The following is a 14,603-nucleotide window of genomic DNA, read 5'->3' on the forward strand; positions in this document are numbered from 1 at the left end:
ACCAATGATCGAGAAATCAAGCTTCCAGGATTTCACCTGTCTCTGTAACCTGCCAGACTCTTTTTGATTCAACATCCATTGCAGTAAGGAGGCCTTCAAAGCCACACCCTGTGTCAATGCATCGGTAAAACCCCTCATCCCGAACCGAACCAGGCGTGTGTCCCAAGATTACGGTTTTGCCGCTGACATGTGGTCGTGGGGCCGTTTCTTCGAGGGAGAGCCAACGAAGTAGCGAAGAAGGTTGATCATTGAGTGCAGAGTACCAGCAATAATTCGCATGGGTGAAGATGAACTTCCCCGTCTCATAATACGAACAGCACTGGGAAAGAAAGTCCCAATGCGACTGGGGGATCTGGTTCACTCCAGCATTGTCGCCGTAGGATCGTATGGTGGCCTCTCCTCCGTGGAACCGCCACCGTTGTTCTGCATGATGATCATCGCGGCTGTCCAGCATCATCTCTTCGTGGTTTCCCAGGATCGGAATCAATTGACACTGTTCCTGAAGTCCCAGGAGCGTATCCAGAACTCCACAACTGTCAGGACCACGATTGATATAATCTCCTAAGGTGACAATGACATCGCCTTTCTTAGGGGAAATCTGACTCAGCAATGCCTGCAATGCTAAACTATGCCCGTGAATATCACCAATCGCGATCAGCCGCTTTGATTTTTCCTCTGCCACAAAATCCCTTTCTGTAATCAGTGCCCGCTTCCAGCGAAGGTATAATAGCAAATAGTTTTATGCAAAGGTGGGTTCGAGCGAGATATTATCTAGTCATTTTAAGAGCAATAGTCCAAGAATCCGCTTTTAATCTGACTCCACTACTATACTTGACTGGTTCAAATCGACGATTTTCTTTCTCGTCATCAGTGCAGATTGATCTGCCCCGTTAACCGTAACCAGAGATTGTTTTACTATTCAGAATTCTAGACTAATAGTAGATACGACCATTCGATTGATTGATCAGTTTAGACATCTCATCGTCGAACATAGTTTCAGATGATTCACAAAAATACATGGGTCTATTCTTATGAGAAATCTGTGAAATACTTGAACTTCAATTAGTAAATAATAGTTGGTTGCCTACAACTACCATTGAGAGTAATTCCGACGGGAATGAAATCACCCAAGAAATTAAATTATCAAATCCCTTCAGTATGCCTGTCTGTGATTTGTGGTGTTTCAGTGTTTCATCCACGCAAGCTGTCTAAGCTCTATAGAAGTTCTTCGTAATGCAAGATTTCGCAACAGAGATACGGGAAGCGGTTCATGAATTGCACCAACAGATCGAGTCGACTTATCTTGCATTTCGTATGATGCATGGAATCATTTCGAAGCCGGAGTATTCCTGGATTCTGACACAGCTCTACTATCTTCATAATTTTCTGGAGCCGACTTGGCAGACAGACAGTAATCTCGCTGGATTCTTCGACCTTAAAAAATATTCTCGCCTGCAAACGATCAAGGCTGATCTTGAGCTGCTCGTGAATGGTGACATGCCTGCTATCCATGAAACAACCCAAAAGCTACTTCAGAATACTTCAACCATGTATCAGCAAAATAACTTTACGCTGATTGGCGTATTGTATGTTCTGGAAGGATCGCGTCTGGGCTCAGTATATTTAACCGAGCCCCTGATGAATGCACTGTCCCTCCAGGACGCAACAGGGGCCAGTTATTTTCTTTGCACCCCGGAGCCATGGTACAAAGACTGGTATCGCTTCAAGGAAAGCATGAATCATATTGTCGGGCTACCTCAGCAGTTTGAAAACATTAAGCATGCTGCAGTAAATACTTTTGAAGGAATGATTGAGCTTTACCAGACAAAACCAGCTTAAAGTGATCTTTAAGATGATCCTATTTTCTTATGAAATACACAATTCTGTTTTGACTCTTCCCTAACTTGGCTGTGCCACTACACGCTCGGTGGTATCCCATCCACTCTATAATAACATTCAGCAGGAAATAAAGAGACAATCCTTGGCTGGAATCAATTGATGACTTATGAATTTGACGCGAGAGAATAAAGTCTACATCATTGATGATGATACGGACGTAGCCCAATCCACGGTTACTCTACTGGAGACGCAGGGATTGAAAACCGCGTTATTCAACTCAGCAGAGGCCTTTCTGACAGAAACAGCCCCTGGCATATCAGGTTGTGTGGTCTCTGATTATGAGCTGAAAGGCAACTGGAACGGAATTGATTTACTGAGAAAAACACAGGCTCTGGGTTACAGAGTCCCCTTCATTGTCGCCTCCGGCTCTATGAACCACAGTGCCCAGATGACTGCGAAAAAGTCAGGTGCATTTGCGATTCTTGAAAAACCTTATCCCGCACAAGTTCTATTTGAGACGATCCATGCTGCACTGAACCATCAGGACCGCCACTTTCCAGAGTGAGTATGGAAGATGATAATAGTTCATCCATTTTGAGAGTCAGATTCATACTGCATCGAATCGAAAGATACTAAATCCGTCAAACATTACAATTAGTCTATTAACTTACAATTCGCCTGAAATAAAAATGGAAATCTTTCATCTGGCTTTGATCACAACTACATTACTGTGCTCATTAGTTGCTGGTTTTCTCTTCGCATTTGCCGTTGTCGTCATGCCGGGCATCAGCAGTCTGAGTGACCAGGATTTCATACGTGCTTTCCGTGCGATGGATCGTGTGATTCAGAAAAATCAACCGATCTTTATGTTGGTCTGGATTGGTTCGCTCATTATGATAGTTATATCTACGATTCTGGGCATTTCAGAATTATCCCGTGTCCAGCAGGCATTACTGGTCATTGCCACGTCTCTGTACCTTCTGTCTGTGCAGTTGCCAACAGTGGCAATAAATATTCCACTCAATAATAAACTGCAATCTCTCAGTGTCGAGAAGATGGATGCAGATGCCTTAAGGGTTGCTCGCGATGAGTTTGAAGCTCGATGGAAGTATTGGAATGCGATCCGGACAGTCTTCGCTTTTATCACTTCGTTGATGCTCATTATCTTGCTGTTACTCCAGTGATTACACATCCATACGTGACGATGCCCCCTCTACCGAAGGACATCTCGACCGGGTAATTGCGATTCTATTAGGCCACACAATTCACTGAAATAGAGGGCGGAAGCGAAGCTGTTCTGCTGCCTGCAGATATACTGCTCCAACAAGCCAGTAGTAGTGCCCTGAAAACGAGAGGCCACTAATCCTTTTAGCCCGTGTCATAGTCGAGTCAGGTCGCCGAGTTTTACGCGATATTTGTACTAAAAAGTGCTATTGCCGGCCCGTTTCTCAAATCTGAATACCAGGGGGAGATTATGTAATCGCACCAAGATGTCGTGAAAAGACAACTGTAATTTTTTTGATAAACTTCATGTCGATCAAAACTTCCTATTGCAGAAACATAAGCCCACATTTATATTAAGATTGTTTATTAAATAATAAAGTAATCACTTGCTACACTCCTACCTGGTATCCGCTACCAACTAACTCAGAGCAGCAAGTTTAGATCTCATTACTTCATACGTCTGAGTCCATAACTTTTTCCTTCCTTACATGATCCTACCCTTTTAAAGAAGAGGCACTCCATGAACCCACAACGCAAACTGAGAAGAGGATTTACTTTAATCGAACTTCTGGTCGTGATCGCCATCATCGCGATTTTGATCGCCCTGCTCCTGCCAGCAGTCCAGCAGGCCCGCGAAGCAGCTCGTCGCTCAACCTGCAAAAACAATATGAAGCAACTGGGACTCGCCCTGCATAATTACAATGACAATTTTCAGGCACTCCCCATCGGGGCCCAGACCGGCTCGTATTCTAACTGGCGAGCCGCTATTCTCCCCTACCTTGATCAAGCCAACATCTATTCTCAGCTGACACGTCCGAATGGTTACTATGCCCACAGCGGTTTCCCCGGGAATACGGTGCTGTATTCGGTGCGCCTCCCCGTTTACAAATGCCCCTCTAACCCTTTCGGCATGACCAACACGACTGACTACAGTCTTTCTGACAGTACCTCTAATCCCAGCCTGCAGAGCATGATCGTCGATTACGTCGGCATCTCTGGTGCTACCCCCGATCCTGTGGGCCGCACCAATGTCTGCACCGGGGACATACTGGCGAGCAGTTCCAGCAACTGTAACACTGGAATGATGATCCCTTACAAAAGCATACGTTTCCGTGACTGTATCGACGGGACCTCGAATACCGTCATCCTTGCGGAACAATCTGGACAGGTGAATGGACGTCAAAAAGGAGCTAACGCCCTAGGTGCCTGGCATGGCTGGGCCAACGCAAGCCTTTCCACTTGGAATGCCGGCACAACGTTGCCCCTTAGCTCCGGCGGCTTCTGGTACACAGCCGGGACTACGACTGTGCGGAATCCTCCTAATGCCTTCTGGTCTTCCGGAGCCCCCGGATACGCCAACAGTGCCTATTCTGCTAACACGGTCATTAACTCACATCACGTGGGTGGCGTACACGCCGTACTGACCGATGGCTCCGTTCGCTTCCTGTCTGAAAACATTGACATGAACACGCTCCGCCAACTATGTGTACGTGATGATGGACAGGTCGTTGGAGAATTCTAAACCATAGATGTTTAGTGAATCACCTCCCCTGAGGCTTCGGTCCAGGGGAGGTGATCCCCCTTGAGATCACCCATTTATCCCATTGGAATCGCGATGAAAAAATCTTCTGCTTTACATACTTTCCGTTTATTCGCTTTGATAGCCTTCTGCATTTTCCTCATCACTCTGAATAATGCCTGCAGTCGAACTCCAGGTTCAGACAAGCCTCGTGGTGAAATCTCAATCACAATTACAAATGGTGGTGATCCTGTCCCAGAAGGGCAGGTCGACCTGGTCAATGAACAGACAGGAGAAGGTGGAGGAGGCCCGCTGAATGAATCGGGAACCGCCACGATTGAAATGGTCGCCGTAGGTAATTACACATTAACTGTGAATCCGCCCCCACAGGAACCCATTGCTCCCGGCATGGATCAACCCGAGAAGCAACCCAAAGAGTACGCGAATATCCCTGAGAAGGTTCGCAAGATTCAGACCAGCCCACTGACCGTCGATGTACAATCAGGGACCAATGAATTCTCTTTCGATCTTAAAGAAATCCAGTAATCAGATTTCGGCGGTTTCCCATGAGCAGAATCAATTCTTGACGTGCTGCCTTTGTTCGCATCCAGAATTTGGCAGACTAATCAGGATTTTTGGACCAATTGAGGAAGAGTAGGCAAACATACCTACCAAGCGTCATTCGTCTGAACAGACTAATTCCCAGCTCCGGGAAGCCAAGACGCTAATCGAATGCTGGAGAAGAATACAACTTCATCAGGTCGCATAGATCCCGGAAATAGAGGGCAAAGCCGTTCTGCTCGCTTGTTGAAGTGGAGCTGAAGCAGTCGAGAGAAAACTAAGTCGTGTGACTGGTGTCATTACAGGGGAACTTCAGGTCGGTTTTGTACGCGACGAATGATATTCGTATTTATTGCTGCGAGACTACAAATTTTTCTTCACGCTTGGGTCTTGCAAACGTAAAATCTGGAAACTTTTTCGTTTTCTGGACTTCGTTTTGGGCAGTGGTTTGACTTCATGAATAGACATCCAGACTTTCATTTTAAGCTTTAGATCGAAGGGGACTGATTGATGTTCCCATTTCTGTGTCGTTCCTATTGCCAATTCGTCTGAAGAATGAGACAGAATTTTGTATTTACCTAAGTGGTATCTTCCGACTTCTTTCTCGCCGTTATTCCACTCAATCGTAAATTGATCAATACCTTCATCGAGACAACTGGCATTCACCACACCTGCTTTCAGACCCCATTCTTTAAAATTCATCCGAGTCGCCTTGAAAATAGTGCCTTCCGTTGCTTTAGGATTCGCCCAAATAAAGATGTGGTATGTCTCGACTTTATTATTTCCCTGCTGGGATGCATGAAAAAAACTATGAGGATATTCCTCTGCGAGAGCAAGTGTTTCAGGCATCATGATTAAAAACATAATCGTCAATATCTTATACACGATAGATTTCTCCATGTTTTCGGGACTAAGATACTCAGCGGTTCGGCCCAGGGATGTCCAAAAGGCTTGATATGTTCCCGTTGAACAATGACCCATTCTACGAACGACACCTGTCACACGAATTTGAATTCCGACTTTGGTAGAGATTCCTTAGGCTTGAAGTTTAGTCAGATTCATGTTCATTTTATCGTCATTTGAGATTGCCCTTCCTGAAAACAACAGTCAGAACTTTAGAAAAATACTCACTGAATCGTACAATTCGGTTACTATCCTGACGTGCCCCCCTTAACCGCATCCAGTACTCGAGATACTAATCAGGATTCTGCCCCTCTTGAGGAGAAGGCGAACATGCCCAGAGGCGTTTTCATCCGGACAGATCACTTCGAAGCACTCGTAAGCCGAAGTCCATATTGCCCAGGGGATGGCGATTCCCAACCTCAATGAAAGCGAAAAGAATGACCGTCCAGAAGAGGTCCAATTAGGCGGCCAAAATGGTCCAATCGCGGGTCCAATTAGAGAAACAGTCTCTCCGCAAACCCCTTGTTTTTAAGTATTTACGACTTCCGTTCTGGAAACCCGCCGCCTCCACTTAATGGCCACTTACCCAAATCGGTAAGTGGCCATTTTTATTTACCTTACAAGAATCAATACCTTAAATAAAACCGCTCATTTTGGCGATATGTCTGATTTCGTGTCTGATTTTCGCCTTGCGATGTCTGATTTTCGGCAATATCATCCATCTTCAGACATCAGAATCCACTGTTTTTCAGGGCGGTTTCATGGCCAAGAAAAAAGAACTCTGCCGAGACAAAAAGGGGTTATTCGTACGAAACCTCGGCTGGAGAAAAACTCGCAGCGGATACTCCCAAAAGAAGTTCTATCTCGGACGGCAGGAACCTCAGGCTAGGATCGCCAGCCTCAAACTGGAGCAGCTCTGGGACGCTGTGTGCCGAAGATGGGAAGCAGCAACTCCACCAACTCCTCGGCTATCATCTAAACCAAACCCCCGGCACAAGATCACCACTGAAACGATCAGCACCCGCAACGGACCACTCACGGCACTTCACTCAATCGGCGTCGGTGAATTAGATTTTGAGAGGCCAGGGAAACCGGTATGGGACAAAGTTAGTCTGACTATTGCAGAAGCGATCCGGAATGGTGAAGCGACCGTTCGAGTGCCACTACCGCGTCAGCTCGGGCAATCTGGTCTAACCTCCCCTTCGATCGGACAATGGCTGGACCAGCTTAGGCGCGACGTTCCATTTATTCACATCGAATTACTGGATGAAGAGCTGCAGGGTGAAGCAGAAAGTGAGATTAAAACAGAAGGTGACAAACTGATCAAACGAGGGCGCCGCATGCTTTTCCAAGGTGCCGGTGGGGAAACAATGCACCTGGCACTCGATGAATACATTAAAGCTCTTGAAAGTAAACATGTAAATCTCGACGGCACAGTAAACCCGACAGGCACCGCGCAAGTTCGCCAGGCCCAGTTTTTAAAAGAGTGCCTCTCTGATTGTTTGTTAGCGGATTTAGACACTCCAAGAATTTTGGCCTACCAGGAAATGTTAGCGCTCAGACCACCCGGAAAACGCGTTAAACGAATCGCCGTGCGGACTGCAAGGAACTACATCAAACAGTTCCGACACTTCATCAGGTGGCTCAGCACAGCTCCAGGATTTTCTTGGAAACGCCCTTCCGATCTTGAATTTACAGCTATCAGAATTCCCGAAACAGTCCAGGAGAAAGCGACTGCGGCCCGCACTTCAAGGGTTCAGACTTATTCTTACGACGAAATTCAAATCCTTTGGGAATACGCGTCTCCACTTAAGCGGCTCCTACTTCTCATGGGGCTCAATTGTGGCTTCGATGCAAAAATGATTGCAACACTTCAACCTGAAGATATCCACCTCAACCAGGAACATCCTTCTGCTCGAGAGATCCAGTATCAGTCGACTGAAAATGACAGTTGGATATTTCGCCTCCGAAATAAAACTTCCGTGTATGGAGAGTGGAAACTATGGCCGATCACCGTGTCAGCCCTAGAATGGTGGCAAAAACAGCGATCTCAAATCGAGATTGCCGAGGATGTTTCCGCTTTTCTAGTCAACCAGAAAGGACGTGCCTACGATACTCCGACGGCAGGGAATGACAGGAACATGCAAATCCCCAACCTCTGGAGAGGCCTCACTGATAAAATCCGCAAAGATGAAGATCATTCCGAGTTTCGCAAACTCAGCTTTGGCAAGCTTCGCAAAACTGCTGGTAACCTAATTCGCGTTGAATCAAGTGGAGAGGCAGCAGGAATCTTCCTATGTCACGGAACTCCTGTGAAGTCAGATGACTTGCTGGACTTTTATACCAATCGTCCCTTTGCAAAAGTTTTTGAAGCGATTGATCTTGTCGGCCAAAGACTAAGTCCAATCTGGTCCTCCATAGAATGCCCCTTCCCAGAGCAGCGAAAAAGGGGAGGCAGCAACATCAGCCAGAGCAAGATCCGTCGAATCAAGTCCATGCGCAGGCAAGGCTTCAAGCTGGACTACATCGCAAAAAATCTGGGAGTCACAAAACAGACAGTTAGTCGCCATAGCCACAAAAAATAAAACACTTGGTCTGAAAGAAGCTTCAAAACCATTCTTTTCGTTTTCAGGCTCCTGCAGGTTGACATAAACACACCCAAACCCGCTCGCTTACTTCATGGAATCGACTGCTTTATGACAATCTTGATCCCACTCGTGCATTCTAATCACAGAACAAAACCGAACACAGTGCGATATCCCTAGGTAAAACAACGAAAAGAAGCCTGTGCTGGGACATTGTAAATCCCCCCTATTATTCTCAGCAAGCCGCTTAATGCTCCTTTGGCGTCCCAGCACCAAATAAGTCCCATCTTTACCTAGAAATGACCTGAGAACGCTACAGGAGGCTTATAATCGACGCTATTTAGCAAGCCCACCGATGAAATATCTCCCGAATGCAGTTCTTCTCAGCTCCAACACAAGAAGTGTACACACACGAACCCTACCCGCTTGGCATAGACTGAAGCCCTTGAGGTAGTGCACAAAAAAACACCTCCACTAGAAAAACCCTCCGCACCTTGCCTAATCCAGACCTCTTCCAACTGACAGAAACTACACACACAAACAGTACAGCAGGTAAAAATATTCCGAGTGATTGGAGAATATCAACCGCTAAATATGCCCTGCCTGTCCCCATCTGGATCAAGTAAGTATGAGGGCCACCACCGCCCCCCTTTCTTATGACCTGCTCTCAGTTGGCTCCGATCCGGGCACCAAGAAGACCTCTACAAACTGACAACATCTGATTCGTAGAGGCAACCGAGACTACCAGGGACTGCAGAGCTTGTTTCTCGATCACGCCCCCCCAGACTGTGGCCGAAATCCACTACACGACGGTCCCTCAAGAACTTTTGAACGAGGCGATCGCCTGGCTGGGTCGCGAACTGGGGATCGTCAAGGACAAGTCTGACTTGAGAACGATGTAAGTTATGTTGAACTTCAAAACCACTTTTGTGATCGTCCCGATATGCAGACGCTGAAAAATCCCGAGTAACCTGAAGTTACCCAATATTACCTCAGAGAGCCTCACAGGTGGCTGGGCTGTTAAGGACTGCCCACACCGCAGAACATATTTGACTGTCACGACACAGTTGGCAAAATAGACGACACGTTTTCAGCAATAATTGCAAGGGTGTTAGTATTATGTCAGACAGAAAGCTCTCCCGGCAGCAACTATACGAACAAATCTGGTCCGTCCCAGCCTCTCGTCTGGCGACAGAATTTGGGCTTTCTGATGTCGGGCTGGCAAAGCTTTGTAAACGCCATGATATCCCCCGCCCCCCACGTGGCTACTGGGCCAAGAAAGAAGTTGGCAGAGCTCCAGCACAAACCCCACTCCCTCCGGGCGAAAATGACGACCAGATCATCGTTTCCTATGTAGAACCAGAACGCTACGAAAAATCAGGCTTGAGAGGGCAGATTCAAAAAAGTGAAACGGAAGAAGAAAAGCCTGAGAAGAGAATTGAAGTTGCCAGCAGTTTAAGAGGCGCTCATAAGCTGATTACTGCAACGAAGGAAGAATTTATCGGAGCTCAAGCAGGTGATGCTGGAATCCTTCTTCCAGATCAAAATCCATCCTTGAACATCAGTGTCACTCGAAACTGCCTTCACCGTGCGTTTTTAGTGATGGATGCACTCATTAAAGCGCTGGAGCTCAGAGACCTGATCGTCTCTGAGGGCCCCACTGTTTCCATCTTCGGGGAATCTGTTGCTTTTGGAATCAAGGAACGTATCAAAGTCACGAAGGAACTACCTGAAGAACATGACCTGACCGGTGCTTACCACTTTGCCTATAAAAACTACGTGACGCACGAAATCGCCACAGGGGAATTATCTGTCTATATCGATGAACCGAATTCGTATCGAATAAGTGGTTACCGCAAACAATGGAGAGATACCAAAAAACAAAGGGTCGAAGACTGCTTAAACAAATTCGTCAGCGGCTTAGTCAAATTTGCCGCTCGCAAGCGAGAAGTCAGACTGGAGGATGAAGAACGTGAAAGAGAATACAAACAAGCTGCCGAACAACGTGCGTTAGAAAAACAACAGCGAGCGGAGCTGCGACAACAACAGGCAGAGGAGCAGGATCGGGTAAATAGTCTGGTTCAGGAAGCCAGATCCTGGAAAACCAGTCGTGAGATTCGGCAGTACCTGGATTTCATCCGTGAATCGAACAAATCCAGTTCAGGGGCTATTACTTTATCTCCTGAACTGGAGCAATGGCTGTCCTGGGCCGAAGATCAGGCTGACCGCCTGGACCCACTCAAAGAGTCTCCGTCTTCGATCCTCGACCTCGATATCCCGGAGGAGCCTCGATCGTGGTTCTAACACCGACTCGGTACCGTCTGGCACAGTCACGTGAAGAAATTGAACCCCTGGTCCAACTCTGCAGAGAGGGCAAGGTGTTCCAGGTCCAGGAATGGATCATTGAGAACAGGCCAGTCGATCCCCCAGCCCCTGCCAATGGAGGTAATCAAAAACATACCCCGCTACGGTACGCGATAGAGCGTGGTTTTCACAGTCTGGTAGAAGTGCTGCTGGAGGGGGGGGGCCTCGATCGGCACTGAATATGGCTACTGTCCCATGAGCCTGGCGATCTCAAAACAAAGGCTGGACCTGGTAAAACTGATCGCAGATCGCGGATTTCAGGCGTCTGAGATCAACATGGATGAAGTCTTTGAGTCATGGGAACCCGAAATCATGGAGTTTTTCATCGATAACGGTGCCGACGTGGAAACTGGCATGCCACTGGCGACTGCATTGTGTAATCGAACCCGGACCGCACTTAGGATATTCAAAAAATACCGGGAGCGTTTTCCCAGTTTTCAGGAACAGGCGAATGTGGCTTTGCGCCATCACTGCCAGGAAGGAAACCTGAAGTGGGTCTCACTCCTGTTGTGGGCAGGCGCTGACCCGTTTACCCCTGGTGAATCTGAGCCAGGTAGGGAAATTGATCCCGAAGATGGCGGACTATCCGCCCTCGGTTTTGCAGCACTCTGGGGGAACTACAAAGTATTCTCCTTGAAACAGATCAAGATCAGCCCCGATCATCCCGCGGTCTACGAGATATTGAAATATGCCGACAGAGACGAAGGCTACGACCTGATCCATGATCTGCTCAAACAGGGAATGAATCCGAACGAGCAGGACAATGGAGGCTGTTCTGCTATCCAATCCTTACTGGTTTCATTAGACACATGCATGTTCATGAGATACAGCTCCAGGGACGATCATGGCAGGAAATATGATACAGAGACTGCACGCAACAAGCTTAAACTAATTCATCTGCTGGCGAAGTACGGCGGGAAATGGATACCTGCCGAGACTGGCGAGATCACAGAAGCTCGCCGGTCACTATTGAAAATGACCGCTGACTACACCGTGGAATTCGCCTGGATCATGTCAAAGTATCAAGGATGTTCGAGAACTGACATCAAGACTCTGCTAAAAACTCCCACGATCAAAAAACATACCAAAGAGCACCGTCAGCAGCTGGATGAACTGATCGATCAACTCACTACTGAATAGTCAGCCTGAAATAACACCAATTACCTGGTTCCCTTGTGAATAAGGCTTACCTTCCAGGATTCAGTATCCAAGACCTTTCCCCAGTCGTTTTAGAGTCCCTGTCAGATGCCCCAGATACTCTTCACGACTTCCGTCAACAATCAGCCGGGATTTCCTCCCAGTCTTCTGTATTCCACTTCAGAACCGGATTCAGGCTTATTATCTTGCCACCCAGAAACATGCCCATATGATCAGGCGACACTGACACATTGCCCACAGCTGTATTGAAAATCTACAACAAACAACTCACTTACACGAGAGATTAGCGCTATGGAGTAAATCCTTCTCGAATGTTATGAAATACTCAACAATTTAAGCACATTTCCACATAACGAAGAGTTACCAAATCTTGCTCTTCACACACAGAATATCTGTTTATAGTTCAGTGAATTAGGTCAATGGGGCGCGCTGGCGTGCATTTTTGGCCCCCGCTAATATCTATTTAGCTTCAGATTGTGCGCTGTAGCGGTTCATTTATAACTCCTGCGACGTCTTCAGCAGCGCTTTTACTCACTCAAAAGCAACTTACTTTGAAGATCCGTAGCCACTTATTGTGACGTACCAGACCATTTGCACAGTTGTCTAGCAATTCAAAACCACTTTCTAAATCTAACGCAGGCTACCTCGAAACGAGAGATAGCGCATGCTTTTGGTAGCTTCCAGGCACGTAACCAGCCGGTCCGGCTCTACCTTAAACATGGAAGCCGGATAAGGCACGGTCTTCGCGACCAGGTTCACCAGTTGAGACTTCTTTACGTGTGGGATGTACTCCGGATGACAGGACGCCTCCAGCTGGTTTTCGTAGGGACTTCCCAGTAAAACGATGCCTGACCGCCAGGAGAGCCACTTTCCCGCTTCAGGTCGAGGACGCACGAACGTAAACACGAATGACCCATTAACGAGCACTCCCTGCTTTTGCAGCGCATCCAGTTCAGACAGCCGGAAACCGGTTGAGATGCTGTACGCCTCCTGCAGACTGTCAACGACGGTCGGCTTCCAGAACGCGAGCACACCCCCGCCAGTGCTCAACTGGTTCTTGGCGGGGAACATCACTGGCAGCAGATGATTCCAGACCTTGAACGTGTAATGCCTGCCCCAACAGAAAGGGCAGACCTTATGCAGCTGACACACGTAGGACCTTTGATCCGTGGTAACGCTTACCGGGGGACAATTACGGCCAAACACAAAGTGTTTACGCGCTGGTTCGTAACCAGCCTCTCGCAGTTTAGGTAACAAAACCTGTCGCCAGCGTTTCTGCAACAACTCGATACACTTCTTCGGTTGCTTGTGAAACTTCTTCGAGACACTGGACACCACGACGCTTCGCCAGTAGGCCTGATCGCCGTAGCCGTTTTTAACTTCCAGAATTTTGTACTGCTTGTCCTTCGCCATTCGATTCCCCCTTTAACGGCAACACAGCTACCGGATGCTCGTCCACCCTATCCTCTTCCCGCGACCCGACAAACACACGCAGATCGCCCGCACAGACATCGAGTACGATCAACTGATCCGAACCCTCAATCTCAACGAGACCGCCGTGTTGATCGGAAGTGACGGTCATTTGATGCTTTTCATGTGTGGTTGCGTCTTCTACTTCAAACTGATAAGCAAGTTCTGACATAACACCTCCCATATAGATAAAAGATGTCTATATGGCATATAGACATCTCTCTAAAACCCAGTGAAACATATATAGACAACTTTTTCAACTCACATATAGATAAAAGATATCTATATAGCATATAAACATCTCTTCTTGTCTATATATAATTACCTAAAGGTAATACAGTTTTACTTCGCTACGCTTACGCTTCGCTCGTAAAACTTGGAATAATACCTAACTCTTCTTCTTTTTCTGCTTACGAGAAAGACTCCATTCAGGGTGAGGAACTTTCAGGCGATCCAGATGATCAATACACTCACTTAAAGTCATCTCTCCAAAGTTGGGAATCTTCATCAACTCCTCCTGAGTCATCTGAGCCAACTCCCCGATCGTGGCGACCTTGTTTGTCTCAAGACAGTTAACAGTGCGCACACTCATTCCCGAATCTCCAAGGGCCGATCCGAGCAGGGCGTCCAGGCGCTCGATTAGTTATCTCTCCAAAATCACAGCAACGACTTCTGGGGCGCTCTTTAAAAAAGCAATCTGCTTCTTCACAGACAACTGCCCGATCTGCTCGTCGTGGTTTCATATCTGTGAGATTAGATTCCACACAGGACCCTCCAAGACACATGAGGCCGATCGGAGCGATGCCCGCACGAACGGTGATACCAGCTTCACCGTTTTAGCGACGCTAAATCCTCTTTCAGGTCTCTGAAATAACATCGCGATCTGAGATGGATATCCCCAGGCAGTGTGGTAATGAGTCTCCCGTAACTACACGCGTGCAAGCTGATCACAGAGTGAATCTAAACGCTGTGCGATCTCC

The 14,603-nt window shown here is 47.3% G+C and carries 14 protein-coding genes; 9 read left to right on the top strand and 5 right to left on the bottom strand.

The annotated features are described in order from the left end of the window. Positions 1-16: 16 nt before the first annotated feature. Positions 17-682 (bottom strand): metallophosphoesterase family protein, encoded by a 666-nt coding sequence (locus tag RID21_RS03995; protein WP_145181799.1) that lies wholly within the window; start codon positions 680-682, stop codon positions 17-19. A gap of 551 nt (positions 683-1,233) precedes the next feature. On the opposite strand from RID21_RS03995, the gene RID21_RS04000 reads away from it, so the two are divergent. The 5 genes from RID21_RS04000 to RID21_RS04020 all read left to right on the top strand — a co-directional run bounded on the left by RID21_RS04000 (position 1,234) and on the right by RID21_RS04020 (position 5,128). Further along, positions 1,234-1,839 (top strand): biliverdin-producing heme oxygenase, encoded by a 606-nt coding sequence (locus RID21_RS04000; RefSeq protein ID WP_145181796.1) that lies wholly within the window; start codon positions 1,234-1,236, stop codon positions 1,837-1,839. Between the two features lie 166 nt (positions 1,840-2,005). Then, on the top strand, positions 2,006-2,404 hold the full coding sequence (locus RID21_RS04005) for a response regulator transcription factor (RefSeq protein ID WP_145181793.1): 399 nt from the start codon (positions 2,006-2,008) through the stop codon (positions 2,402-2,404). Positions 2,405-2,528: 124 nt separating this feature from the next. Next, a complete protein-coding gene (locus RID21_RS04010; RefSeq protein WP_278441063.1) occupies positions 2,529-3,023 on the top strand; it encodes an anthrone oxygenase family protein in 495 nt (164 codons plus the stop codon). A 560-nt stretch (positions 3,024-3,583) separates the two neighbouring features. After that, on the top strand, positions 3,584-4,585 hold the full coding sequence (locus tag RID21_RS04015; RefSeq protein ID WP_350187277.1) for a DUF1559 domain-containing protein: 1,002 nt from the start codon (positions 3,584-3,586) through the stop codon (positions 4,583-4,585). A 93-nt stretch (positions 4,586-4,678) separates the two neighbouring features. Then, a complete protein-coding gene (locus RID21_RS04020; protein WP_278439748.1) occupies positions 4,679-5,128 on the top strand; it encodes a carboxypeptidase-like regulatory domain-containing protein in 450 nt (149 codons plus the stop codon). Between the two features lie 378 nt (positions 5,129-5,506). Here the strand turns inward: RID21_RS04020 and RID21_RS04025 are convergent, their stop codons facing one another. Beyond that, positions 5,507-6,028, bottom strand: coding sequence for a hypothetical protein (locus RID21_RS04025; RefSeq protein ID WP_278439746.1), 522 nt, complete (start codon positions 6,026-6,028; stop codon positions 5,507-5,509). Positions 6,029-6,807: 779 nt separating this feature from the next. On the opposite strand from RID21_RS04025, the gene RID21_RS04030 reads away from it, so the two are divergent. The 4 genes from RID21_RS04030 (at position 6,808) to RID21_RS04045 (ending at position 12,135) form a co-directional block, all read left to right on the top strand. Next, positions 6,808-8,631, top strand: a complete 1,824-nt coding sequence (locus RID21_RS04030) for a hypothetical protein (protein ID WP_350187278.1) — start codon at positions 6,808-6,810, stop codon at positions 8,629-8,631. A gap of 1,119 nt (positions 8,632-9,750) precedes the next feature. Continuing rightward, positions 9,751-10,935, top strand: coding sequence for a hypothetical protein (locus RID21_RS04035; protein WP_350187279.1), 1,185 nt, complete (start codon positions 9,751-9,753; stop codon positions 10,933-10,935). Beyond that, positions 10,926-11,174 carry a hypothetical protein gene (locus RID21_RS04040; RefSeq protein WP_350187280.1) on the top strand — a complete coding sequence of 83 codons (249 nt, stop codon included), beginning with the start codon at positions 10,926-10,928 and terminating at the stop codon, positions 11,172-11,174. The genes RID21_RS04035 and RID21_RS04040 overlap by 10 nt, the downstream gene beginning before the upstream one ends. 16 nt (positions 11,175-11,190) lie before the next feature. Further along, positions 11,191-12,135, top strand: coding sequence for an ankyrin repeat domain-containing protein (locus tag RID21_RS04045; RefSeq protein WP_350187281.1), 945 nt, complete (start codon positions 11,191-11,193; stop codon positions 12,133-12,135). A gap of 648 nt (positions 12,136-12,783) precedes the next feature. Here the strand turns inward: RID21_RS04045 and RID21_RS04050 are convergent. The 3 genes from RID21_RS04050 to RID21_RS04060 all read right to left on the bottom strand — a co-directional run bounded on the left by RID21_RS04050 (position 12,784) and on the right by RID21_RS04060 (position 14,215). Continuing rightward, the gene (locus RID21_RS04050) at positions 12,784-13,566 is read right to left on the bottom strand and encodes a hypothetical protein (RefSeq protein ID WP_350187282.1); all 783 of its coding nucleotides are present in this window, start codon (positions 13,564-13,566) and stop codon (positions 12,784-12,786) included. Then, positions 13,529-13,795 carry a hypothetical protein gene (locus tag RID21_RS04055; RefSeq protein WP_350187283.1) on the bottom strand — a complete coding sequence of 89 codons (267 nt, stop codon included), beginning with the start codon at positions 13,793-13,795 and terminating at the stop codon, positions 13,529-13,531. Before RID21_RS04055 ends, RID21_RS04050 begins: the two co-directional genes overlap by 38 nt. 216 nt (positions 13,796-14,011) lie before the next feature. Then, positions 14,012-14,215, bottom strand: a complete 204-nt coding sequence (locus RID21_RS04060) for a DNA-directed RNA polymerase subunit alpha C-terminal domain-containing protein (RefSeq protein ID WP_350187284.1) — start codon at positions 14,213-14,215, stop codon at positions 14,012-14,014. Between the last annotated feature and the right edge of the window lie 388 nt (positions 14,216-14,603).

Source organism: Gimesia sp., from assembly GCF_040219335.1.
In the GTDB taxonomy this organism is placed as follows: domain Bacteria; phylum Planctomycetota; class Planctomycetia; order Planctomycetales; family Planctomycetaceae; genus Gimesia.

What these genes read in the sequence shown, in the direction of transcription:
- RID21_RS04000 (WP_145181796.1), top strand. Translation starts at nt 1,234, where the DNA reads ATGCAAGATTTCGCAACAGAGATACGGGAAGCGGTTCATGAATTGCAC.
- RID21_RS04005 (WP_145181793.1), top strand. Translation starts at nt 2,006, where the DNA reads ATGAATTTGACGCGAGAGAATAAAGTCTACATCATTGATGATGATACG.
- RID21_RS04010 (WP_278441063.1), top strand. Translation starts at nt 2,529, where the DNA reads ATGGAAATCTTTCATCTGGCTTTGATCACAACTACATTACTGTGCTCA.
- RID21_RS04015 (WP_350187277.1), top strand. Translation starts at nt 3,584, where the DNA reads ATGAACCCACAACGCAAACTGAGAAGAGGATTTACTTTAATCGAACTT.
- RID21_RS04020 (WP_278439748.1), top strand. Translation starts at nt 4,679, where the DNA reads ATGAAAAAATCTTCTGCTTTACATACTTTCCGTTTATTCGCTTTGATA.
- RID21_RS04030 (WP_350187278.1), top strand. Translation starts at nt 6,808, where the DNA reads ATGGCCAAGAAAAAAGAACTCTGCCGAGACAAAAAGGGGTTATTCGTA.
- RID21_RS04035 (WP_350187279.1), top strand. Translation starts at nt 9,751, where the DNA reads ATGTCAGACAGAAAGCTCTCCCGGCAGCAACTATACGAACAAATCTGG.
- RID21_RS04045 (WP_350187281.1), top strand. Translation starts at nt 11,191, where the DNA reads ATGAGCCTGGCGATCTCAAAACAAAGGCTGGACCTGGTAAAACTGATC.
- RID21_RS04050 (WP_350187282.1), bottom strand. Translation starts at nt 13,566, where the DNA reads ATGGCGAAGGACAAGCAGTACAAAATTCTGGAAGTTAAAAACGGCTAC.
- RID21_RS04055 (WP_350187283.1), bottom strand. Translation starts at nt 13,795, where the DNA reads ATGTCAGAACTTGCTTATCAGTTTGAAGTAGAAGACGCAACCACACAT.
- RID21_RS04060 (WP_350187284.1), bottom strand. Translation starts at nt 14,215, where the DNA reads ATGAGTGTGCGCACTGTTAACTGTCTTGAGACAAACAAGGTCGCCACG.